The organism is Arachnia propionica (assembly GCF_003932785.1).
Lineage (GTDB): Bacteria > Actinomycetota > Actinomycetes > Propionibacteriales > Propionibacteriaceae > Arachnia > Arachnia propionica_B.
The window spans coordinates 205,952-226,599 of record NZ_RQYT01000001.1; the positions used below are offsets into that span (position 1 = coordinate 205,952).

General features: G+C 68.1%; 21 protein-coding genes. 5 read left to right on the forward strand and 16 right to left on the reverse strand.

Annotated elements, in window-relative coordinates:
• Window positions 1–58: 58 nt before the first annotated feature.
• The 3 genes from EII35_RS00940 to fabG are packed head-to-tail and all read right to left on the reverse strand — an operon-like array spanning window position 59 to window position 2,405.
• On the reverse strand, window positions 59–853 hold the full coding sequence (locus EII35_RS00940; RefSeq protein ID WP_125226582.1) for an ABC transporter ATP-binding protein: 795 nt from the start codon (window positions 851–853) through the stop codon (window positions 59–61).
• 53 nt (window positions 854–906) lie between these two features.
• Window positions 907–1,677, reverse strand: a complete 771-nt coding sequence (fabI, locus tag EII35_RS00945; protein ID WP_125226583.1) for an enoyl-ACP reductase FabI — start codon at window positions 1,675–1,677, stop codon at window positions 907–909.
• Window positions 1,678–1,697: 20 nt separating this feature from the next.
• Window positions 1,698–2,405 carry a 3-oxoacyl-ACP reductase FabG gene (gene fabG / locus EII35_RS00950; protein ID WP_125226584.1) on the reverse strand — a complete coding sequence of 236 codons (708 nt, stop codon included), beginning with the start codon at window positions 2,403–2,405 and terminating at the stop codon, window positions 1,698–1,700.
• Window positions 2,406–2,443: 38 nt separating this feature from the next.
• Between fabG and EII35_RS00955 the strand changes: the two genes are divergently transcribed.
• Together EII35_RS00955 and EII35_RS00960 are read left to right on the forward strand one after the other, a co-directional pair.
• Window positions 2,444–3,259, forward strand: a complete 816-nt coding sequence (locus EII35_RS00955; RefSeq protein ID WP_125226585.1) for a putative RNA methyltransferase — start codon at window positions 2,444–2,446, stop codon at window positions 3,257–3,259.
• A 36-nt stretch (window positions 3,260–3,295) separates the two neighbouring features.
• On the forward strand, window positions 3,296–4,675 hold the full coding sequence (locus tag EII35_RS00960; protein WP_125226586.1) for an O-antigen ligase family protein: 1,380 nt from the start codon (window positions 3,296–3,298) through the stop codon (window positions 4,673–4,675).
• Here the strand turns inward: EII35_RS00960 and EII35_RS00965 are convergent.
• From EII35_RS00965 to EII35_RS00975, 3 genes are all read right to left on the reverse strand, one after another.
• A complete protein-coding gene (locus EII35_RS00965) occupies window positions 4,656–5,633 on the reverse strand; it encodes a YveK family protein (RefSeq protein WP_125226587.1) in 978 nt (325 codons plus the stop codon). The genes EII35_RS00960 and EII35_RS00965 overlap by 20 nt on opposite strands.
• Window positions 5,634–5,739: 106 nt before the next feature.
• Window positions 5,740–7,167: a phosphoglucomutase/phosphomannomutase family protein gene (locus EII35_RS00970; protein WP_125226588.1), complete on the reverse strand. Its 1,428-nt coding sequence runs from the start codon at window positions 7,165–7,167 to the stop codon at window positions 5,740–5,742.
• A gap of 97 nt (window positions 7,168–7,264) precedes the next feature.
• A complete protein-coding gene (locus EII35_RS00975) occupies window positions 7,265–8,863 on the reverse strand; it encodes an ABC-F family ATP-binding cassette domain-containing protein (protein ID WP_125226589.1) in 1,599 nt (532 codons plus the stop codon).
• 127 nt (window positions 8,864–8,990) lie between these two features.
• Between EII35_RS00975 and EII35_RS00980 the strand changes: the two genes are divergently transcribed.
• From EII35_RS00980 to EII35_RS00990, 3 genes are read left to right on the forward strand one after another with little or no spacing between them, the layout of a single operon-like run.
• Window positions 8,991–10,172, forward strand: coding sequence for an SHOCT domain-containing protein (locus EII35_RS00980; protein ID WP_125226590.1), 1,182 nt, complete (start codon window positions 8,991–8,993; stop codon window positions 10,170–10,172).
• A 22-nt stretch (window positions 10,173–10,194) separates the two neighbouring features.
• Complete coding sequence (locus tag EII35_RS00985; RefSeq protein WP_125226591.1) at window positions 10,195–11,457, forward strand: RING finger protein; 1,263 nt, start codon at window positions 10,195–10,197, stop codon at window positions 11,455–11,457.
• A gap of 10 nt (window positions 11,458–11,467) precedes the next feature.
• Window positions 11,468–11,770 (forward strand): hypothetical protein, encoded by a 303-nt coding sequence (locus EII35_RS00990; RefSeq protein WP_125226592.1) that lies wholly within the window; start codon window positions 11,468–11,470, stop codon window positions 11,768–11,770.
• Here EII35_RS00990 and EII35_RS00995 read toward each other — a convergent pair.
• From EII35_RS00995 to sufB, 10 genes are read right to left on the reverse strand one after another with little or no spacing between them, the layout of a single operon-like run.
• A complete protein-coding gene (locus EII35_RS00995) occupies window positions 11,714–12,571 on the reverse strand; it encodes a hypothetical protein (RefSeq protein ID WP_125226593.1) in 858 nt (285 codons plus the stop codon). The genes EII35_RS00990 and EII35_RS00995 overlap by 57 nt on opposite strands.
• 38 nt (window positions 12,572–12,609) lie before the next feature.
• Entirely contained in the window at window positions 12,610–13,440 is an 831-nt protein-coding gene (locus EII35_RS01000) for an alpha/beta fold hydrolase (RefSeq protein ID WP_221739640.1), read from the reverse strand.
• Between the two features lie 57 nt (window positions 13,441–13,497).
• Window positions 13,498–14,787: a DUF308 domain-containing protein gene (locus EII35_RS01005; protein ID WP_125226594.1), complete on the reverse strand. Its 1,290-nt coding sequence runs from the start codon at window positions 14,785–14,787 to the stop codon at window positions 13,498–13,500.
• A 51-nt stretch (window positions 14,788–14,838) separates the two neighbouring features.
• Complete coding sequence (locus EII35_RS01010; protein WP_125226595.1) at window positions 14,839–15,219, reverse strand: metal-sulfur cluster assembly factor; 381 nt, start codon at window positions 15,217–15,219, stop codon at window positions 14,839–14,841.
• Entirely contained in the window at window positions 15,219–15,659 is a 441-nt protein-coding gene (sufU, locus tag EII35_RS01015; RefSeq protein WP_125226596.1) for a Fe-S cluster assembly sulfur transfer protein SufU, read from the reverse strand. The genes EII35_RS01010 and sufU overlap by 1 nt, the downstream gene beginning before the upstream one ends.
• Window positions 15,656–16,885: a cysteine desulfurase gene (locus EII35_RS01020; RefSeq protein WP_125226597.1), complete on the reverse strand. Its 1,230-nt coding sequence runs from the start codon at window positions 16,883–16,885 to the stop codon at window positions 15,656–15,658. Before EII35_RS01020 ends, sufU begins: the two co-directional genes overlap by 4 nt.
• A gap of 23 nt (window positions 16,886–16,908) precedes the next feature.
• Window positions 16,909–17,667, reverse strand: a complete 759-nt coding sequence (sufC, locus tag EII35_RS01025) for a Fe-S cluster assembly ATPase SufC (protein WP_125226598.1) — start codon at window positions 17,665–17,667, stop codon at window positions 16,909–16,911.
• Between the two features lie 5 nt (window positions 17,668–17,672).
• Window positions 17,673–18,002, reverse strand: coding sequence for a non-heme iron oxygenase ferredoxin subunit (locus EII35_RS01030; RefSeq protein WP_125226599.1), 330 nt, complete (start codon window positions 18,000–18,002; stop codon window positions 17,673–17,675).
• Window positions 17,999–19,168: a SufB/SufD family protein gene (locus EII35_RS01035; RefSeq protein ID WP_260464964.1), complete on the reverse strand. Its 1,170-nt coding sequence runs from the start codon at window positions 19,166–19,168 to the stop codon at window positions 17,999–18,001. Before EII35_RS01035 ends, EII35_RS01030 begins: the two co-directional genes overlap by 4 nt.
• A 38-nt stretch (window positions 19,169–19,206) precedes the next feature.
• Window positions 19,207–20,646 (reverse strand): Fe-S cluster assembly protein SufB, encoded by a 1,440-nt coding sequence (sufB, locus tag EII35_RS01040; protein WP_125226654.1) that lies wholly within the window; start codon window positions 20,644–20,646, stop codon window positions 19,207–19,209.
• Window positions 20,647–20,648: the final 2 nt, after the last annotated feature.

Sequence of the window (20,648 nt, forward strand, 5' to 3'; positions counted from 1 at the left end):
GACCCTGCGCGAAATCCACAACCAGGACTCCGCTGAATCAGGTCAGGTGGCCCTAAGCCTACTCCCTGGTCGTGGACCGCGCGCTCCACCTGCCGTCCTCGCTGCGGGTCACCGTGAGATCCATCCCGAAGGTGGCGCTGAGGTTGGCGGCCGTCAGGGTCGCCAGGACGGGACCCGCCGCGACGATGCGGGCATCGGCCATGAGGAGGCAGTGGGTGATCCCATGCGGGATCTCCTCCACGTGATGGGTCACCATCATCGACGCCGGGGAGCAGGCGTCGAGGAACAGACCCGACAGGGTGTCGACGAGGGATTCGCGCCCGGCGAGGTCGAGCCCGCTGGCCGGTTCGTCGAGGAGGAGCAGCTCCGGATCCGTCATGAGGGCCCGGGCGATCTGCACCCGCTTGCGCTCCCCCTCCGACAGGGTGCCGAAGGTGCGGTCCGCGAGCTGGTCCACCCGGAGGTCCGCCAGCAGCTGCCTGGCGCGGTCCTCGTCGGAGGGGTCGTACTCCTCGCGCCAGCGCCCGACGACGGCCCAGGCGGCGGACACCACGACGTCGAGGACCCGCTCGTGGGGAGGGATCCGTTCCACCAGCGACGACGAGGTGAGCCCGATCCTCGGCCGGAGCTCGAAGACGTCGACCGTCCCGAGCACATCGCCGAGCAGGCCGACGACGCCGTCGCTCGGGTACAGGTTTCCCGACAGCACCGACAGCAGCGTGGTCTTCCCCGCCCCGTTGGGGCCGATGATGACCCAGCGTTCGCCCTCGTTCACCCGGAGGTCGATGGCCTCCAGCAGGACCGCCTGCCCTCGTCTGACCGTCACACCTGCGAGTTCCGCGACCGCTGTCATGCGGACCACGTTACCGCCCTGTCCGACGGACCGCAGCACGGCACGGCGGTGTCTCACGCCCCGGTCGAGTGGAGCCCTCCGTCGACGTGGATGATCTCGCCCGTCGTGGCGGGGAACCAGTCGGAGAGCAGCGCGATGACCGCCTTCGCGGTCGGCACCGCGTCCTTGGCATCCCAGCCCAGGGGGGCTCGCGAACCCCAGATGTCGTTGAACTCGTCCGCGCCGGGAATGGCGGTCTTGGCGATCGTGTCGATCGGGCCGGCCGCCACGAGGTTCGAACGGATGCCCTCCGGCCCCAGGTATCGGGCGAGGTAGCGGCTCGCGGACTCCAGTCCCGCCTTCGCCACACCCATCCAGTCGTACTTCGGCCACGACACGCTCGCGTCGAAGGTGAGGCCGACGATCGAGGCCCCGGACCTCATCATCGACCGGCACGCCATCGCCAGGGACACGTACGAGTAGGTGGACGTGTTGAGCGAGATCCCGACGTCCTGCCAGGAGGTGGAGAGGAACGCCCCGCCGAGCGCCCGCTCGGGGTTGGCGAAGGCGATGGAGTGGACGATGCCGTGGAGCTCGTCGAAGTGCTCCCCCAGCTGGCCGGGAAGCGCCGACAGGTGCTCCGGATCGGTGACGTCCAGTTCGATCACCGGCGGCACGCTCGACATGCGTCCCACGACGCGCCGGGTGAGCCCCACCGCCCGTCCCAGGTTGCTCACCACCACGTTCGCGCCCTCAGCCATGGCGATGTCCGCCACGTGGTAGGCGATGGAGGTGTTCATGGTCACGCCGGTGACCAGGATGTTCTTGCCCTCGAGGATTCCCATTGACTTGCCTTCCTGTCCGTTCAGTGCCCCATGCCCATGCCGCCGTCGACGGGGATGACGGCGCCGGAGACGTAGCTCGCCTCGGCGAGGAACAGCGCGGCCTGCGCCACCTCGGCCGCCTGGCCCAGCCGGGCAGCGGGGATGCGGGCCGTGTAGTTCTTGACGACGTCCTCGCTCAGCACCGCCGTCATGTCGGTCTCGATGAATCCGGGCGAGATGACATTGGCGGTGATGTTGCGACCGCCCAGCTCCCGGGTGAGGCTGCGGGCCATGCCGACCAACGCCGACTTCGACGCCGCGTAGTTGACCTGGCCGGGCGAGCCGAGCAGCCCGACGACGGAGGAGACGAGGATGATCCGGCCGAACCGGGCACGGGTCATGGGGCGGGCGGCGCGCCGCACCACCCGGAAGGTCCCGGTGAGGTTGGTGTCGATGACCCGATCCCAGTCGTCGTCGGACATGCGGGCGAGCAGGGTGTCCTTGGTCACCCCCGCGTTCGCCACGAGCACACCGACGGGACCCAGCTCCGCCTCGACCCGCTCGAAGGCCGCGTCGACCCGGGCCTGGTCGGTGATGTCGCACTCGACGGGCAGCACTCCCTCGGGCACCTCACCTCCGGCCCGATGGGTGCCTGCGACGGGGTACCCGGCAGCCACGAAGTGTTCGGCGATGACGCGTCCGATGCCGCGATTCGCCCCGGTCACGAGAACAACTGGCTTGTCTTGCACGGTCCCAACCTATCGCGCGCCACCTAGACTCATGCGCTGTGAGATCCTCCAAACTCTCCGGGCTCGCTTTGGTGGTGGACTGGTTGGCCTGCCCGGTGTGTCGCTCCCCCCTCACGCTGATGGACCGGGTGCTCGGCTGCGGGCGGGGGCACCGTTTCGACCTGGCCCGGCAGGGGCACGTCAACCTGACGCGACGGGCCGCGCCGCACAACGCCGACACCCCGGAGATGGTCGGGGCCAGGGATCGTTTCCTCACCGGCGGCTGGTACCGCCCCCTCACCGAGGCCGTCAGAGAGACGCTCGCAGGTCGTTCCCGGGTGGCGGAGTTCGGGGCCGGGACCGCCCATCATCTACGCGCCCATCTCGACGGCGAGCCGGACGCCCTGGGATTGGCCACCGATGTCTCGCCGGCCGCCTGTCGATGGGCGGCCAGACGTCACGATCGGCTGGGCGTCGTCGTCGCCGACACCTGGGCGGGCCTTCCCCTCCTCGACGGGGTGGTCGACGCGGTGCTGTGCGTCTTCGCTCCCCGCAACCCCGCCGAGTTCCACCGCGTCCTCACACCGGACGGCGTTCTCGTCGTGGTGACCCCACGACCCGAGCACCTCGCGGAGCTGCGCTCCCGTTTCGGACTGCTCGACATCGAACAGGAGAAGCTGGCCCGGCTCGACGCCTCCTTGGCCGACTTCTCCCTGCTGACCCGCACCGACGTGGTGCACCCGCTGTCCCTGCCCGCCGACGCGGCACTCGACCTGGTCCGGATGGGACCGAACGCCTTCCACGACCACGGGATCCCCGAGGACGTGGCGACGACAGCGGCGTTCACGGTGAGTTGTTTCCGCCCGAAGCGCTGACTCGGTCGAGAGCCGGTCCCCGCGTACACTGTTCGAGTGCTTCGCCCCGCCCCCGAGCTCCCCCGGTCGACGGTTCGTCGTACCCGGGACCGGTGGACCACCATCGCGCTGGCCGTCATCTCGGTGGTCCTCCTCGTGGCGAGCGCCGCGGTGATGGAGACCCCGGTGGGCCGCACCGGACTGAGCGCATTCACCCTGCTGCTGGCCCTGGTCCTGCCGGTGCTGGGCTTCGCGACCCTACTGCAGGGCAGCAGCACCACTCCCCGACACCCCCCCTCCCGCGCCCTCATCGTCGCGGGGGGCTCGTTCCTGTTCCTGCTCGGGTGGGCCGCCGCGACCATCCCGGCATCGGATCCACGGGTCAGCGTGGCCTGGGGGGATCCGGACACGGTCGTCAGAGTGCCGATGCTGTTCCTGTTCGGCCCCCTCCTGACGGCCGCGATGACCTTCCTGGTCGCGGTCCTCGCCGTGCGACTGGTTCCCCCGGGTCGGCTGCTCCACACCGCATGGTGGTTGGCGCAGGCCTGCGCCGTCGTCACCCCGCTGGCGGTGCTGTGGGATGCGCTCAACCACGACCTGTATGGTCGGCTCGCCACCCGGGTGGGCGGCGCCGCGGTATTGCACGTCGCACTCCTCCTCGGGGTGGCGGTGTGCCTGGGCGCTGCGATGGAAGGCTACCGCCCCGTCGTCTCAACCCTTGGGGCCCTCGCTCATCTGGCCTACCTCTTGGCGACGGGAGCCAGGGGAGGACTGATTACCTTGGCCGTCTTCATGGCCTTGGTGACCGTGACTACGGTGATCGGAATCGTTCGATCGCGACCTCGCCTGCTCCCCCTTTTCGCAGCGGGAACCGTGACAGCGTTCCTCGTGTTCGCAGCAATATCGATGAAGCTGCTGGCGACGCGCGGCTTCGACCCCACCGGGGGCGGGAGGACAGAGACCTGGGCCTACGGCCTCGACCAGACGTTCGCCTCCTTCGCCCGCATTGTCTACGGCATGGGCTACGGGGTGTTGTGGCCGTGGTACGGCTTTGAAGCAGACGTGGTACCGCAAGGAGGCGCCCACTACGACAAGCAGATGCCGGGGGGCCTGACCCTGTCGCACGCCCACAACCTGTACGTCGCGGTGCTGGCCGAGTTGGGTCTCGTCGGCACGATCGCCCTCCTCGGCGTCGTGGTCGTGACGGTGTGGAGCCTGTTCGCGGCGCGGGGCCCCTTCGAGCGGGTCCTGGCGGCCGCGCTGGTGGCCACCCTGGTGGGGTTCGCCTTCGACACGGTCCTGATGAAGAACTTCCCGGTCAGCCTCATCTGGTGGCTCGCCCTGGCGACGTTGCTGCAGCTGCAGAGCGCCCGCCGACGCCGCGAACGACGTCACCTCGCCTGGGAACGCACCGTGGTCAGGATCGGGAGTCGCTGACCACCACGATCGCGGCCAGGTCGGCTCCCGTGGCCACCAGGAGTGCGCCCTGTTCCCGCACCTCGACCAGCGGGTCGCGGGCATCCACGACGAGCGCGGTCACGGCTCCCCGCTCGAGGGAGTCCACGAGTTCGGAGTCCCGGCCGTCGGCGCTCACCGTCATGGCGTCGAGTCGCGCCCCGAGAGCCTCAGTCACCCCCGAGGACCAGGGCCCCAGGTTGACCCGCGGGCCGCTGCCGACGAGGGCCACGGACCCTCCCGCCGTGTCAAGACGCTGCCCCAGCAAAGCCGCCAGTTGGCGGGTGGCGAGTGCATCCGGGCGAGCCCTGAGCACGTGGACACCGTCGATCCCCGTGAGCGCCGCCCCGGAGCCGACGATCGGGCTGAAGGCGGCCAGCAGACCCACGATGGCGACCCCGAGCACCAGGCCGAGGACCGCACCCACCACGACCAGGGTCCGGGTGCTGAAACCGTCGGAGGAGACCACGACGGGTGCGTCGATGGGACGGGCCTCGATGATGGGGGGCTGCACCGGGTGCAGTTCGGCGATCTCCAGCGCAACCTCGTCCGCCACGGCCTCGGCGATGCGCTTGGCGATCGCCGGATCCGTCTGGGTGACGCGGATGACGAGGAGCTGATCCGCCCCGGTGGCGGAGATCGCCGCGCTGATGCCCTCGGGGGTGGTCCCCGGCACCCGGACCGCCACCCGCTCGGCGACAGGGGTCGATGCTGCGAGCGCCTGGTAGAGGGTGATCTCGGAGCGGATCATGCTGGTCATGCGCCCCGCCTCATCCGGGGTCGCGGCGTTCACGGCCACGACGGAGACCCGCGAGGTGGCTGTGTGGGTCGGGGTGCCACCGAGTCCGAGCACGAGGCCGAGGAGCCCACCGGCGATGATGCAGCCCGCAAGGATGAGCCAGTGCCTGGCGAACACGGACGCGAGGTCACGCAGGGTCATGGTTCTCCAATGAACGAGGTACGCGGAGTGTGAGGTTGTGTGTCACTGGCCTTTCGGCTCGTGACAGGGACACCCTAGCGCTCCTTCGTTATAAAAGCGTAATACTTCACAACCCGAGGAACGACCTGAACTCCTCGCATGCCCGCTCGGCCTCCTCCAGGCTCGGCATCTCGCAGAAGATGCGGAGCAGCGGTTCGGTGCCGGAGAAGCGCGCGATGATCCATCCGTTGGCGAAGTGGACCTTGCAGCCGTCCCGGTAGGACACGTCCACCACCTCGGCGCTGAACTCGGGCAGGAGGCGGTCCTCCATGAGGGTCCTGAGGATCTCCGGTTTGCGTTCCGGGTCGAAGGTGAGGTCCGTCTCCGCCATGTGGTGGGGCGGGAACTGTCCGGTGATCTCCTCGTAGATCTCGCTCATGGGCTTCCCGACGACCGCCAGCATCTCCACCAGCAGCGAGGCCGCGTAGATGCCGTCCTTGCCGAAGATGTGCCCCTTGACGGTCAGGCCGCCGGAGGACTCGCCGCCGATGATCGCGCCGGTCTCGAGCATCTTCCCGGAGATCCACTTGAAACCGACGGGAACCTCGTGGCACGTCTGCCCGAACAGTTCGGCCACGTCGTCGAGCAGCGAGGTGGTGGCGACGTTGCGGACGACGTCGCCCCGCCATCCCTTGTACCGCAGCAGGTAGTAGTAGAGGATGACCAGCAGCTGGTTCGGATGGAGGAAGTGCCCCTTGTCGTCGATGACCCCGAGCCGGTCCGCGTCACCGTCGGTGGCGATGCCGAGTGCGCAGCCGTGCTGCACGACGTACTGCTTGAGGGATTCCAGGGTGGCGCTGCTGGGGGACGGCATCCGGCCGCCGAAGAGGGTGTCGCGGCGGTCGTGGATCACGTCGACCTCGCACCGGGCGGTCATGAGGATCGTCTGCAACGAGGTGCGGGAGACGCCGAACATCGGGTCGAGGGCGATCTTCAGTCCCGCCCTGCGGATGGCTTCCATGTCGATCTGGTCGATGATGGAGTCGATGTAGCCGTTGAACGGGTTGATCTCCGTCACCGCCCCGGAGGCGACGGCCTTGGCGTAGTCGAGGCGTCCGATCCGCTGCTCCGGCTCGCCCTCGAGGGCCTCCATCCGCGCCTCGATGTCACGGGTGATCTCCTCGTCGGCGTCCTTGCCCCCCTCGGTGAAGACCTTGATGCCGTTGTAGAGGGCGGGGTTGTGCGACGCCGTGATGGCCATCCCGTAGGGCAGCCCCAGGTTCTTGACCGTCCACATGATGAGTGGGGTGGGGGCCTGATCCAGGCGGATGACCCGGCAGGCCACCCCCTCGCCGGCGAACACCTCGGCCGCCCACTGGGCCGCCACGTCGGACAGGAAACGCCGGTCGTAGCCGATGACCAGCCCTTGTTCAGCCCTGCCCTCGTCCTTGATGCGGGACGCGAGCGCCCCGCACAACAGTGCAACGTTGCTGCGGATGAACTCATCCCCGATGATCGCTCGCCAACCGCCGGTGCCGAACCTGATACGTACCATCGCCCCTCCTTGTGGTCGTTCCGTTCAGCGTAGACAGGAATGAGCAATCGACTGTTCAAGTGGACGAGCAAACTGCATGAAATGCGCAGTCGCGTCGTCAGGCGAGGGCGACGAGTTCCGCGTAGTCGTCGCTCCAGAGGTCCTCCACCCCGTCGGGCAGGATGAGCACCCGGTCCGGCTCCAGCGCCTCGACGGCCCCGGGGTCGTGGGTCACGAGGACCACGGCCCCCTCGTAGGTGCGCAGGGCGGCGAGCACCTCGGCCCGGGACGCGGGGTCGAGGTTGTTGGTCGGTTCGTCCAGCAGGAGGACGTTCGCGGCGGAGACGACGAGCATCGCGAGGGCCAGCCGGGTCTTCTCACCACCCGACAGGACCTTGGCGGGCTTGTCGACGTCGTCGCCGGTGAACAGGAACGACCCCAGCACCTTCCGGACCTCGGTGTCCCCGAGATCCGGCGAGGCGGAGACCATGTTCTCCAGGACGCTGCGGCCGACGTCGAGGGTCTCGTGCTCCTGCGCGTAGTAGCCGAGCCGCGCCCCGTGCCCCAGCACCCGCTCCCCGACGTCCGGGTCCTCCAGACCGGCCAGGAGGCGGAGCATCGTGGTCTTCCCGGCACCGTTGAGTCCCAGGATGACCACCTTGGACCCCTTGTCGATGGCGAGGTCGACGGCGGTGAACACCTCCAGCGAGCCGTAGGACTTGGACAGGTCGCGGGCCATGAGGGGGGTGCGCCCGCACGGGGCCGGGTCCGGGAAACGGATCCGTGCCACCTGGTCCACCGCGCGTTCCCCCTCGATGCCGTCGAGGAGGCGCTCGGCACGCCGGGCCATGTTCTGGGCGGCCACGGCCTTCGTCGCCTTGGCCCGCATCCGGTCCGCCTGGGCCATGAGCTGCGCGGCCTTGCGTTCCGCGTTGAGTCGCTCCCGCCTGCGTCGTTTCTCGTCGGTCTCCCGCTGCACCAGGTACCGCTTCCAGTCCATGGCGTAGATGTCCAGCGCGGCGCGGTTGGCGTCGAGATGGAAGACCTTGTTGACGACGGCGTCGAGCAGACCGACGTCGTGGGAGATGACCACCAGTCCGCCGGGGAAGGTCTGGAGGTAGCCGCGCAGCCACGTGATCGAGTCGGCGTCGAGGTGGTTGGTGGGCTCGTCGAGCAGGAGGGTGTCGGCGTCGGAGAACAGGATCCGGGCCAGTTCGATGCGACGACGCTGGCCGCCCGACAGCGTATGGAGGGGCTGGCCCAGGACCCGCTCCGGCAGGCCCAGGTTGGCCGCGATCCGCGCGGCCTCCGCCTCCGCGGCGTAGCCACCCGCAGCGAGCAGGGCGTTCTCGGCACGGGCGTAGGCGGCCATCGCCTTGTCCCGCCCCTCCCCGTCGACCTGGCTCATCTCCTCCTCGGCCCGACGCAGCCGCGCCATGACGGCGTCCAGGCCCCGGGCGCCGAGGATGCGGTCGCGGGCCAGCTGGTCCGGATCCCCCGAACGTGGGTCCTGCGGCAGGTAGCCGAGCTGACCGGAGCGGGTCACCTGACCCGCCGCGGGCAGCCCCTCCCCCGCCAGGATCCGGGTGAGGGTGGTTTTTCCGGCCCCGTTGCGCCCCACCAGGCCGACCCGATCACCGGGCGCGATCTGGAAGGTCGCCGGGGACAGCAGCAGGCGTGCCCCCGCACGCACCTCAACGTCCTTGACCTGCAACACGACGCGGAAGTCTACCTTCGACACCTCGATTCGCCCCGTCCTCACGGTTGAGCCACAGGTGTGGAACCATGGAGGGGTGCGCGCCCCGTGGGGGGACGTCGCAGGTCCCAGGAGCTAGGAGCATCACATGGGTTTCATCAAGGCGTTCGCCGGTTCTCTCGGTGGAGTGTTCGCTGACCAGTGGCTGGACTTCATCACCGTGCCCAGCGGGGTCCCCGCCACCGCCGCCTTCTTCCCCGGGGTCAACTCCGGGCGGAACGCAGGACGCGGTTCGAACACGAAGGGATCGGAGAACCTCATCTCCAACGGGTCGAAGATCGTGGTCCCCGAGGGATACGGCCTCATGACCTTCCAGGACGGTCGGATGACCGGCTTCGTCGCGGAGGCCGGCGGCTTCATCTTCAACAGCGACGACCCCAACGCGAAGTCCGTGTTCGCCGACGGCGGCGTCTGGGGCTCAATCGTGAAGAACACGTGGGAGCGGTTCAAGTACGGCGGCCGCCCCGGCTCGCAGCAGCAGGTGTTCTTCGTCAACCTCAAGGAGATCCCCGACAACAAGTTCGGCACCCAGTCCGAGATCTACTGGGATGACGCCTACCTGGGTGCCCAGGTCGGGGCCGTGACCCGCGGCTCCTACACCCTCCAGATCGTGGACCCGATCCTGTTCGTCTCCACCCTCGTTCCCGCGAACCACATCGCCAACAACGAGACCTTCGACCTGGCTGACATGGACAACCCGGTCGGCAACCAGCTGTTCACCGAGGTCGTGGGCTCCCTCTCCGCGGCGTTCTCGAAGTACACCAACGATCCCGCCCAGGGCAACCGCATCACCCGCATCCAGCAGGACTCCGTCGGCTTCGCCCAGTCGTTGAGCGCCGCCCTCGAGGAGAACTACCAGTGGCTCACGGGCCGCGGTATCGAGATCAAGCGGGTTGCCCTGGCCGCCATCGAGTACGACGAGGACACCAAGGCCCTGCTCTCCGACGTCAAGCGTGCCGATGCGCTGCGCGGGGACCGTGGCGGTTCGTTCCTCCAGCAGTCGGTGGCCCGCGGCATCCAGGCCGCAGGCGAGAACGGCGGCACCGGCGGCATCGTGGGCATGGGCATGGGGGTCCCGATGATGGGCGGCGTGCTGGGTGGATTCCCGCAGCAGGGGCAGCAACCGCAACAGGGCGCACCAGCCCCGCAGGCGGCCCCCGCCGAGGAGGATCCCGTCGCCAAGCTCAAGCAGATGAAGGAACTCCTCGACGCCGGGGTCGTCACGCAGGAGGAGTTCGACGCGCTGAAGAAGCGCCTGCTCGGTCTGTGACCGGCGACGGACGTACCTGACCATGAACCAGCCCGGCTTCACCCCACCTCCGGGGGACTGGCCACCACCGAACCAGCCCCCGGGGGTGCCCCCCACCCCGCCCCCGGGCCCCGAGGGGCCCGACATCATCGAGCTCTCGGAGAACCGTGGCTCCCAGGGCGGCGCGATCAAGTGTGCGACGTGTGGTTCCTCCGACATCCGCTACGTCATCGCCCACCGCTCCTTGGTCTGTGCGAACTGCCGCTCCCAGTGGAACGAGCCACGCATCGAGGACGAGGTGGACCTCACCGGGGGCATCCGCGATCTGCGCGGCGTCGACCTGACCCGCACCGCCCAGGACCTCGTCGCCGACCAGGCCACGATGACCTTCAAGTGTTCCGGTTGCGGCGCGGAGGTCGTCATCAACACCGCCGAGACGGGGCAGGTCCGGTGCCACTGGTGCCGCACCTACCTGTCGGCGGGGTCGCAGGTCGCCAACGGAGCGGTCCCGGACGCGATCCTGCCCTTCCTGGTTCCGCAGGAGCACGCCGTCGAGATCATCCGTGGGTTCGTGAACGAGCGGAAGTTCTACGCCCACCCGCGGTTCAAGCGTGAGTTCGCGCCGGAGAACGTCGTCGGGGTGTACCTGCCGTACTTCGTCTTCGACGGCCATGCCTCCGGTGCGGTGACCGGCGAGGGCGAGATCCTGACGCGACGCTGGACCGAGAAACAGGGCGAGAACACCTACGTCACCTACTACGCCGCGGACGTCTACAGTGTCGGTCGTTCCTTCGACCTCAACGTCGACGACCTGTTGTTGGAGTCGAATGCGGAGCGGGCCAACATGTCTGATCCGTCGCAGACCAACAACATCATCAACGCGATCCTGCCGTTCGACGTCAAATCAGCCCTGCGCTACAACCCGAACTACCTCCGGGGATTCACCAGCGAGACCCGCGACGTCAACGTCTCGGAACTCAACGGGGTCGTCAACGACAAGTTGCTGAGCATCACCCGGGCCAAGGCAGACCAGATGACCAGGCAGTACAACCGGGGGGTGCGGTGGGACACCGAGCACGTCAACCTCCACGGGTCGCGCTGGGTGACGGCCTACCTGCCGATCTGGCTGTACTCGTACTACCAGAAGGACAAGGGGCTGAAGCACTTCGTCGCGGTCAACGGCCAGAACGGCAACGTCATGGGTTCGGTCCCGATCAACATGCCGGTGCTGATCCTGATGACCCTCCTGGTCTTCGCGGTGGGGACCGCCATCGGTGTCACGTTGTTCGTGTTGATGATGTCGTGAGGAGTGCACCATGATTCCGTTGCAGCTGATGATCCTCATCGAGAGCGACGTGGACCCGCGTCTCTTCGCGCTGGCCCTCGGGCCGGTGTCGGCGGTGATGTTCTTCACCTACATCTACCGCCGCTACCGCAACACCGACAAGTCGTACCAGTTCGAGAGCCGCACCCGGATCGAGCTGGAGAACATCGTCCAGCACGACGAGTACTCCCGGCACATCAGTCGCACCCGTAACAGTTCGGTGGAAGGGCGCCAGCTGTCAGCCAACCCCAGGCAGCGGCTCACCGCCCGCGGCAGGTTCGGTTGGTTCTCCTGACCGGGGATCCCGGAGCCAGATGGTGACGTCGGGCCCCCACCCGGCCAGGGTCGTGCCCCCTCCCAGGCAGGGAATCGGAGCGTAGGCACAGTCGAGGTAGCCCAGCTGGGTGACGTGGACGGCGTCGTGGGTGCGAGCCACCCTCGCCCAGTCCGGTTCGACGACCCGGTGCCCGGCGAACCACTCCCCCAGGAGGCTGTCCCCGCCCTCCGGGAACCACCACGGCTGCGCCTCGACCAGCTGCACCCAGTCCTTGGCCGAGGCCACCTCGAAGACTCTCGGGGCGAAACCCATCTGAACCGGCCGCCACGGCACCTCCTGGTCGAGCAGGTGCCACGGGTCGAAGAAGGCGTCCTCCGCTCCCCAGAACTCCACGGCCGGTGCGCCGTACCACGGCCCGCTCGTCGTCCTCAGGCACATCCGATACGGCGGGGCCTCACCCGCAGCGGCGGCTGGGACCTGGTGGACGGGTGTGGTCCACCAGCGGGAGTTCACGGCGTCCTGCCCCACTGGATGATGCTGCGTCTGTCGGAACTCCTTGCGCGGCCCCGTGGCCAGCTCCACCTGGGAGGCGGGCTGGAAGGGGCGCGACCATGCCCGCCGAACTGGTTCGGGTACCACCTCATCGACCGACAGCTGCGGCCAGGCCCAAGGGTCGAAGGGTTCCGGCCCCATGGGCGGCAGCTCCTCCACCATGACCTCGCCCAAGGCCTCCTGCCACCGCTGGATCTCAACCCCTTGGACCCGTTCGGCCGCAAGCATCGCCAACAGCGGGCGAGGGAACAGGTCATCCGTCGCCAAGGCGCACCCGTTCCTGATCGTCGCTCAGGGTCGGATCCTCATCCCTCGATCTGGTCCATGAAGTCGAGGACGGCCCGGTTCCACTGGTCGGCGTGGGAGACGTTGACCCCGTGGGGTCCGGACTCGATGACGACGAGTTTCGACTGCGGCGCGTACTCCACCATGCGGGCGCTGGACTTGGCCAGGGGGACGTTCTGGTCGCCGTCGCCGTGGATGACCAGCAGCGGCACGTCGATGCGCATGCAGTCGTCGCGCAGGTCCGTGGCCCAGCTCATGACGCAGGCACTCGCGGCGTGCGGGTCCGACTGGCGGGCGATGGCCACGGCCCCGGCCAGGGTGTCGGCGTCGACGGTGAGTCCCTCGGAGTTGCTGAAGAACCAGGTGCAGAACTGCTCGACGAAACCGTGATGGTCCGCCGTGACCGAGTCGGCGATGCCCTGGAAACCGTCGAGCGGCATCGCCCCGTCGGGGTTGTCCTCGGTGATGCACAGCGCCGGGCAGATCGAGCCGGACAGGATGGCGCCGGCGACCCGCCCCGAGCCCCGGGTGGCGAGGTAACGGGCCACCTCTCCCCCACCCATGGAGAAGCCGAGCAGCACCGCTGACCTCAGGTCGAGGCCGCTCATGACCGCGTCGAGATCCTCGGCGAGGGTGGTGTAGGAGTAGTCCCCCTGCGGCTTGTCGGACCGGCCGAAGCCTCGGCGGTCATAGGCGATGACCCGGTAGCCCGCGTCGGCGAAGACCTTCGCGTTCGCCTCGAAGGCGGCCCCCGACAGCGGCCAGCCGTGGATGAGCACGAGCGGCCGTCCGGTGCCGGTGTCGGTGTAGTGGAGCGAGACCCCGTCGGGGGTGGTCAGTTTCGGCATCATTGCCTCCGTATCGTTGCTGGCAGGAGCCAGATTACCGTGAGAGCGCACCCGATGGGGTCACTGGTAGGCGGCCCTGCTGACGACGAAGCTGCCGGGTTTGGCGAATTCACGGTTCAGGTAGTCCTGATAGGTCCCGGGCGCGATGAACCCGCTGGTGTTCAGGATGTCGCTGCCCGTCCTGCCGATCACCGTGTCGGCGAGGAGCACGCAGTTGGTGCTCAACACGAAGTAGGTCCTGAACCTGCCCGAGCGGAACTTGAACATCTGTGCCCCGGTCTGCGCCACCAGGTCGTGGGCGTAGGTCTCCTTCCCCGGCTCCACCGGCGTGGGTGCCCAGGGAAGGGTCATCTCCCGGATCGAGTCGAGCTGGTCCTCCACCGCGGCACGCTGCGCCTCGTCGAGGACGATCCCGTAGCCGAACAGGGTCTTCCCGCTCACCCGCTTGCAGAACTCGATGTAGCTGTCCCGTTCCACCGTGAACAGCACCCCGTCGCCCATCATCCCGAACATGCGGCTCGAGTGGTCGTCGTAGTTCCCGTAGGACCAGACGGCGCCACGGTAGGCCAGGTCCACGTGTCCGACCGCCCCGAACCCGGACTCGGTCACGTGGATGAACACCTCGAGATCCGGGGTCACGTCCTCCCGGGTCGGGGCATGACGCTGCACCCGGGGCGCGCCCTCCGCGACGGGGTCCTCCTCGTCGCCCGCCAGCAGCTCGTTGAGCTTCCGCAGCGCCGTGCGCGGCACGAGTGCCGCCACGACGATGGGGAGCGAGACCCGGTTCCTCCTCCCCCGCCTCCGCGCCTCGAACTCGTGGTCGAAGGTGATGGCGTCACGCAGGTCCGTCACACCACGCATGACGAGGTAGAGCCCCAGCAACGACAGCTGGAGGTTCGTCCCCGCGACCGGGGAGAGCAGCGTCCCCACCCCCAGCACCGTGAGCCAGCAGGTGTTGAACAGGTAACGCCATCGCGGCCTGACCCGGTTGTCGCGGTGGATGAACCAGGTGACCCCGTTGATGAAGGCCATGAGCAGCTCATAGATTCCCAGCAGCACCACGAGCAGGTGGACCGGGATGGCGGAGAGGAACTCCAACCCGCCCAGCACCACCACGACGGCGATCCGGATCAGCGGCCCCCACACCGACCCCTCACCCCGGCGACGACCGACCAGCCGCAGCACGACGTCGACGACGGAGGACAGCAGGAGGTACAGGAGGAACAGCCTGACGACCAACTCGGCGAGGGTCGTCGTGAAGAGCATCAACAACGCCCCGACGGTGATGGAGAGGACTCCGCGCCAGAGGAAAACCCTCGCTGTGGTCGCGGTACCGGATGGCGACGGCATGGGCCCCACACCTCCTCCACTCGGGCACCCCACGGTGCCCGGCAGGACAGGTCAGAGATTGTAGCCGATGGCGCGCAGCTGCTCCCGGCCGTCGTCGGTGATCATCTCCAGGGTCCACGGCGGCAGCCACACCCAGTTGATGGTCACGGAGGTGGCGAGCCCGTCGAGGACGTAACGGGTGTCGTACTCGATGCGGTCGGTCATCGGGCAGGTCGGCGACGTGAGGGTCATGTCGAGGGTGACGTTGCCCTCCTCGTCGATGGTGACGCCGTAGAGGAGGCCCAGGTCGACCACGTTGACCATGAGCTCCGGATCCACGACGTCCTTCATGGCCTCCTCGATCTCCTCCTCCGTCGGGAGGGCGCGGGGGGCGTCGTCGTCGGGCAGCTCGTCCTTGACGAGATCGGATGGGCGGGGTTCCGGTGTGTACATCAGTTCTCCTTGGAGGCCTGGGCGACGGCGTCCCTGAGGGCCGACCAGGCGAGCAGGGCGCACTTGACGCGCGCCGGGAACTTCGAGACGCCGGCGAAGGCGATGGCGTCCTCGAAACGGTCCTCGTCGGGGGTGATGGTCCCCTTGGAGTGCATCATCTCCAGGAACTCGTCGTAGAGACCGGAGAAGTGGTCGACGTCCTTGCCGATGACGAGGTCGCCGAGGATGGAGGTGGAGGCCTGCGAGATGGAGCAGCCCTCCCCGTCGTACGAGACATCCGCGATGGTCTCGCCGTCGAGATGCAGCCTGAGGGTCAGCTCGTCCCCGCAGGACGGGTTGACGTGGTGGACCTCGACCTCGTAGGGCTCGCGGAGCCCGCTGTGGTGCTTCTCCCGGTAGTGGTCGAGGATGATGGTCTGGTAGAGCTCGTCGAGGTTCATCGCGCTCCGAAGTAGTTCCTGGTGAACACGAGGGCGTCCGCGAGGGCGTCGATCTCCTCGCGGGTGGTGTGGACGTGGGCCGAGGCGCGGGTGGAGCTCTGCGCCCCGAGCCTGCGGTGCAGGGGCCGGGCGCAGTGGTGCCCGCCCCGGATCGCGATGCCGCGCGAGTCCAGCACCTGCATCACGTCGTGGGGGTGGATCCCCTCGAGGTTGAAGGAGCAGGCGCTGCCCCGCTCGACGGCCTCGGTGGGGCCGAGCAGCCTCAACCCGTCGATCGAGGTGAGCCGGTCGAGCATGTGGGCGGTGATCTCCTGCTCGTGGGCCGCGATCTCCGCCATGCCCACACCCTGCAGCCACCTCACGGCCGCCCCGAGTCCGACCGCCTGGGCGATGGGAGGGGTGCCCGCCTCGAACCGGTGGGGTGGATCGGCGTAGGTGGAGCGCTCCATCTCCACCACCTCGATCATCTCCCCGCCGCCGAGGAACGGCGGCAGGTTCTCCAGCAGCTCCATCCGGCCCCACAGCACACCAATCCCGGTCGGCCCGCACATCTTGTGCCCGGTGAAGGCCACCAGGTCGGCCCCGAGCGCGGCCACGTCGAGGGGCTCGTGGGGCGCCGACTGCGAGGCGTCGACCACCATGACCGCGCCGACGGCGTGGGCTCGGGAGGCGATCTCCGCTACGGGGTTGCGGGTGCCCAGCACGTTGCTCACGTGGGTGATCGAGACCACCTTGGTGCGTTCGTTGATGAGTTCGGGGTCGCCGTCCAGGTCGAGCCTGCCCTCGTCGGTGACGTCGAACCAGCGGAGCCTCGCCCCGGTCCGTTCGCACACCAGCTGCCACGGCACGATGTTCGAGTGGTGCTCCATGACGGAGATCACCACCTCGTCGCCCTCCCGCAGGCGGGAGCCGAGGGTGTTCGCGGCCAGGTTGAGGGCCTCGGAGGCGTTCTTCGTGAACACGACCTCCTCCGGGCGCCTGGCCCCGATGAACGCCGCGATCGCGGCCCGGGCCCCCTCGTACGCCTCCGTCGCCTCGGCCCCGAGCAGATGCATGGCGCGGGCGACGTTGGCGTTGTGCATGAGGTAGTGCTCACTGATCGCCTCGACGACGGCGCGCGGCTTCTGCGAGGTGTTGGCCGAGTCGAGGTAGACGAGCGGATGGTCACCGACGGTGCGGCTGAGCACCGGGAACTGCTCCCGGATCGCATACACGTCGAAACCCATCGTCCTCACCTCGTCCTCGGTGTTCAGCGGGCCAGCTTGGCGAAGTTCTCGTAGCCCTCGACCTCGAGCCGTTCCGCCAGCTCCTTGCCGCCCTGCTCGACGATGCGGCCGTCGACGAAGACATGGACGAAGGTCGGCTCGATGTAGCGCAGGATGCGGGTGTAGTGGGTGATGAGCAGCACGGCGCGGTCGCCCTGGGCGGTGTACCGGTTCACGCCGTCGGAGACGACGCGCAGGGCGTCGATGTCCAGGCCGGAGTCGGTCTCGTCGAGGATGGCGGCCTTGGGGTTGAGCAGTTCCAGCTGCGCGATCTCGTGCCGCTTCTTCTCGCCGCCCGAGAACCCTTCGTTGACGGAACGTCCGGAGAAGGACTTGTCGAGCTGCATGCCGCCAAGCGCGGCCTCGACGTCCTTGACCCAGGTGCGGATCTTCGGGGCCTCACCGTCGAGCGCGGTCTTGGCGGTGCGCAGGAAGTTGGCCACCGAGACGCCGGGCACCTCGACGGGGTACTGCATGGCGAGGAAGAGGCCGGCGCGGGCGCGCTCGTCGACGGTCAGCTCGGTGAGCTCGACCCCGTCGAGGGTGACCGAACCGGAGGTGATCTCGTACTTCGGATGACCCGCGATGGAGTAGGCGAGCGTGGACTTGCCGGAGCCGTTGGGGCCCATGATGGCGTGGACCTCGCCGGGGTTCACGGTGAGGTTGACGCCCTTGAGGATCTGCTTGGGACCCTCCTCGGTCAGGACGTCGACGTGCAGGTCGGAGATGACGAGCTTGGACATGGGTATCAGGACTCCTGGATGTTCGGGATGGGGTGGTCGAGGTCGACGAGGATCTGGTCGTCGGCGATCCTGACCGGGTAGACGGGGACGGGTTCGGTGGCCGGGAGGCACAGCGGCTGCCCGGATCTCAGGTCGAAGCGGGAGCCGTGGAGATAGCACTCGATGGTGCCCCCCTCGACGTCGCCCTCACTCAGCGCGACATGGCCGTGGCTGCACAGGTTGTGGATGGCGTAGTACTCGCCCTCGTGCCTGACGATGGCCAGTTCGTGCTCGTCGATGGCGAGCGGGGTGTCATCCACCAGCTCGTCCACCTCGGCGACGGCGATGAAGGTCACGACTGCTCCTCGAGCAGCTTCGCGGCCAGCGCCAGCTCCTTCTCCACCTGCTCCTGCAGACGTTCCTCCACCTCGGCGACACCGATGCGCCGGATGATGTCGTTGAAGAAGCCGTGGACGACGAGACGTCGGGCCTCGGCCTCGGGGATGCCTCGGGAACGCAGGTAGAACAGTTGGAGATCGTCGAACCGACCGGTGGTGGAGCTGTGGCCGGCCCCCTCGATCTCGCCGGTCTCGATCTCCAGGTTGGGGACCGAGTCGGCGCGGCAGCCGTCGGTGAGCACGAGGTTCTTGTTCGCCTCGTAGGTCTCGATGCCCTCGGCGACCTTGCGGATCAGGACGTCGCCGATCCACACCGAGTTGGCGCCCTCACCCTGGAGCGCGCCCCGGTAGTCCACGTTGGACTTGGTCCTCGGCGCGTTGTGGTCGACGAAGAGGCGGTGCTGGATGTGCTGTCCGGCGTCGACGAAGTAGATGCCGAACTGCTCGAGTTCCCCGCCCGGCCCGGCGAACCGGGCATTCTCCTGGAGCCGGATCACGTCCCCACCGAGAGAGGCCTGGACAGTGCGCACCCGGGCGTCGCGTCCGACCTCGAGGCTGATCTGGCCACCGTGCCGTGCGTCGGCCTCCCAGTCGTTGACGAAGACGAGGTTGATCTCGGCCCCGTCGCCGACCCGGATGTCGTACTTGGCGGCGTAGGAGCCGGATCCCTTGTAGTGGAACACGATGGTGGCCCGGGCGTTGGCCCCGACCTCCAGCACGAAGACCTCGGCGGCCTCGCCTCCGTTCCCGGTGCCGACGTGGACGTTCGCCTGCTCCAGTTCGGTCTCGGCCGGGATGCGCATGAGCGCCAGCTCCGCGCTCCGGGCCACGGCCAGAGCGGCGACGCGGTCCACAGGGGGCTCGATCGCCAGTTTCGGCAGTTCGTCGATGGGAAGGAGCGTGAACTCGACCCCTTCCGGGGTCTCTCCTTCCCAGGTCAGCCCCGGCAGGGTCCCCCCCTCGGCCAGCAGGCCCTCGAGACGCTTCAGCGGGGTGAACCGCCAGATCTCCTCCAGCCCGGTGGGCCTCGGGTGATCGGCGACCTCCCAGGACGGGGTGGGGTGCAGGTGGGAGGCGACGGTCTCGACGGCGCCGGCCACGTTCGGTGCAGCAGTGGTGCTCAACTTCTTGTTCCTCTTTGTCTTCTTGTTCGGGGCCGGGCTCAGCCGACCGCACCTTCCATCTGCAGCTCGATGAGCCGGTTGAGTTCCAGGGCGTACTCCATGGGGAGTTCCTTCGCGATGGGTTCGACGAAGCCGCGCACGATCATCGCCATCGCCTCGTCCTCCTCCATGCCGCGGGACATGAGGTAGAACAGCTGGTCGTCGGACACCTTGGAGACGGTGGCCTCGTGGGCCATCGACACGTCGTCCTCCCGCACATCGACGTAGGGGTAGGTGTCGGAGCGCGAGATGTTGTCCACCAGCAGGGCGTCGCACTTCACCGAGGATGCGGAGTGGTGTGCCCCGGCCTCGACCTGGACCAGGCCGCGGTAGGAGGCGCGGCCCCCACCGCGTGCCACGGACTTGGAGATGATCGACGACGAGGTGTGGGGGGCGCAGTGGACCATCTTCGACCCGGCGTCCTGGTGCTGCCCCTCGCCGGCGAAGGCGATGGACAGGGTCTCGCCCCGGGCGTGCTCGCCCATGAGGTAGACGGCCGGGTACTTCATGGTGACCTTGGAGCCGATGTTGCCGTCGATCCACTCCATCGTCGCGCCCTCCTCGCACACGGCGCGCTTGGTGACGAGGTTGTAGACGTTGTTGGACCAGTTCTGGATGGTGGTGTAGCGGCAGCGGGCGCCCTTCTTCACGATGATCTCCACCACGGCGGAGTGCAGGGAGTCCGACGAGTAGATGGGGGCGGTGCAGCCCTCGACGTAGTGGACGTAGGCGTCCTCGTCGACGATGATGAGCGTCCGCTCGAACTGCCCCATGTTCTCGGTGTTGATCCGGAAGTAGGCCTGGAGCGGGATCGTCACGTGGACGCCCTTCGGCACGTAGACGAAGGAGCCACCCGACCACACCGCGGTGTTGAGCGCGGCGAACTTGTTGTCGCCGGCGGGGATGACGGTGGTGAAGTACTCCTTGAACAGCTCCGGGTGCTCCTTGAGCGCGGTGTCCGTGTCGAGGAAGATCACGCCCTGCCGTTCCAGCTCCTCGTTGATCTTGTGGTAGACCACCTCGGACTCGTACTGGGCCGCGACCCCGGCGACGAGGCGGGCCTTCTCCGCCTCGGGGATGCCGAGCCGATCGTAGGTGTTCTTGATGTCCTCCGGCAGGTCATCCCAGGTCTGGGCCTGCTTCTCGGTGGAGCGGACGAAGTACTTGATGTTGTCGAAGTCGATCTCGTCGAGCTCGGCCCCCCACGTGGGCATGGGCTTCTTGTCGAAGAGCTTGAGTCCCTTGAGACGCAGGTCACGCATCCACTGGGGCTCGTCCTTCAGCTCGGAGATGTTCGCGACCACGGCCTCACTCAGGCCACGCTGGGCTGCGGCGCCGGCGGCATCGGAGTCGTGCCAGCCGTACTGGTAGCCACTGAGGGCCTCCAGGTGCTCGTCCTGCGTGGCTCCAAGTCCTGGGGCCTGGTGGGTGGTCGTCATAC

Coding starts and splice junctions, on each gene's coding strand:
- EII35_RS01005 (WP_125226594.1), bottom strand. CDS start 14,787: ATGCCGTCGCCATCCGGTACCGCGACCACAGCGAGGGTTTTCCTCTGG.
- EII35_RS00965 (WP_125226587.1), bottom strand. CDS start 5,633: ATGACCCTGCGTGACCTCGCGTCCGTGTTCGCCAGGCACTGGCTCATC.
- EII35_RS00985 (WP_125226591.1), top strand. CDS start 10,195: ATGAACCAGCCCGGCTTCACCCCACCTCCGGGGGACTGGCCACCACCG.
- EII35_RS00980 (WP_125226590.1), top strand. CDS start 8,991: ATGGGTTTCATCAAGGCGTTCGCCGGTTCTCTCGGTGGAGTGTTCGCT.
- fabI (WP_125226583.1), bottom strand. CDS start 1,677: ATGGGAATCCTCGAGGGCAAGAACATCCTGGTCACCGGCGTGACCATG.
- sufU (WP_125226596.1), bottom strand. CDS start 15,659: ATGAACCTCGACGAGCTCTACCAGACCATCATCCTCGACCACTACCGG.
- sufC (WP_125226598.1), bottom strand. CDS start 17,667: ATGTCCAAGCTCGTCATCTCCGACCTGCACGTCGACGTCCTGACCGAG.
- EII35_RS01020 (WP_125226597.1), bottom strand. CDS start 16,885: ATGGGTTTCGACGTGTATGCGATCCGGGAGCAGTTCCCGGTGCTCAGC.
- sufB (WP_125226654.1), bottom strand. CDS start 20,646: ATGACGACCACCCACCAGGCCCCAGGACTTGGAGCCACGCAGGACGAG.
- EII35_RS01010 (WP_125226595.1), bottom strand. CDS start 15,219: ATGTACACACCGGAACCCCGCCCATCCGATCTCGTCAAGGACGAGCTG.
- EII35_RS00990 (WP_125226592.1), top strand. CDS start 11,468: ATGATTCCGTTGCAGCTGATGATCCTCATCGAGAGCGACGTGGACCCG.
- EII35_RS01000 (WP_221739640.1), bottom strand. CDS start 13,440: ATGATGCCGAAACTGACCACCCCCGACGGGGTCTCGCTCCACTACACC.
- EII35_RS00940 (WP_125226582.1), bottom strand. CDS start 853: ATGACAGCGGTCGCGGAACTCGCAGGTGTGACGGTCAGACGAGGGCAG.
- EII35_RS00970 (WP_125226588.1), bottom strand. CDS start 7,167: ATGGTACGTATCAGGTTCGGCACCGGCGGTTGGCGAGCGATCATCGGG.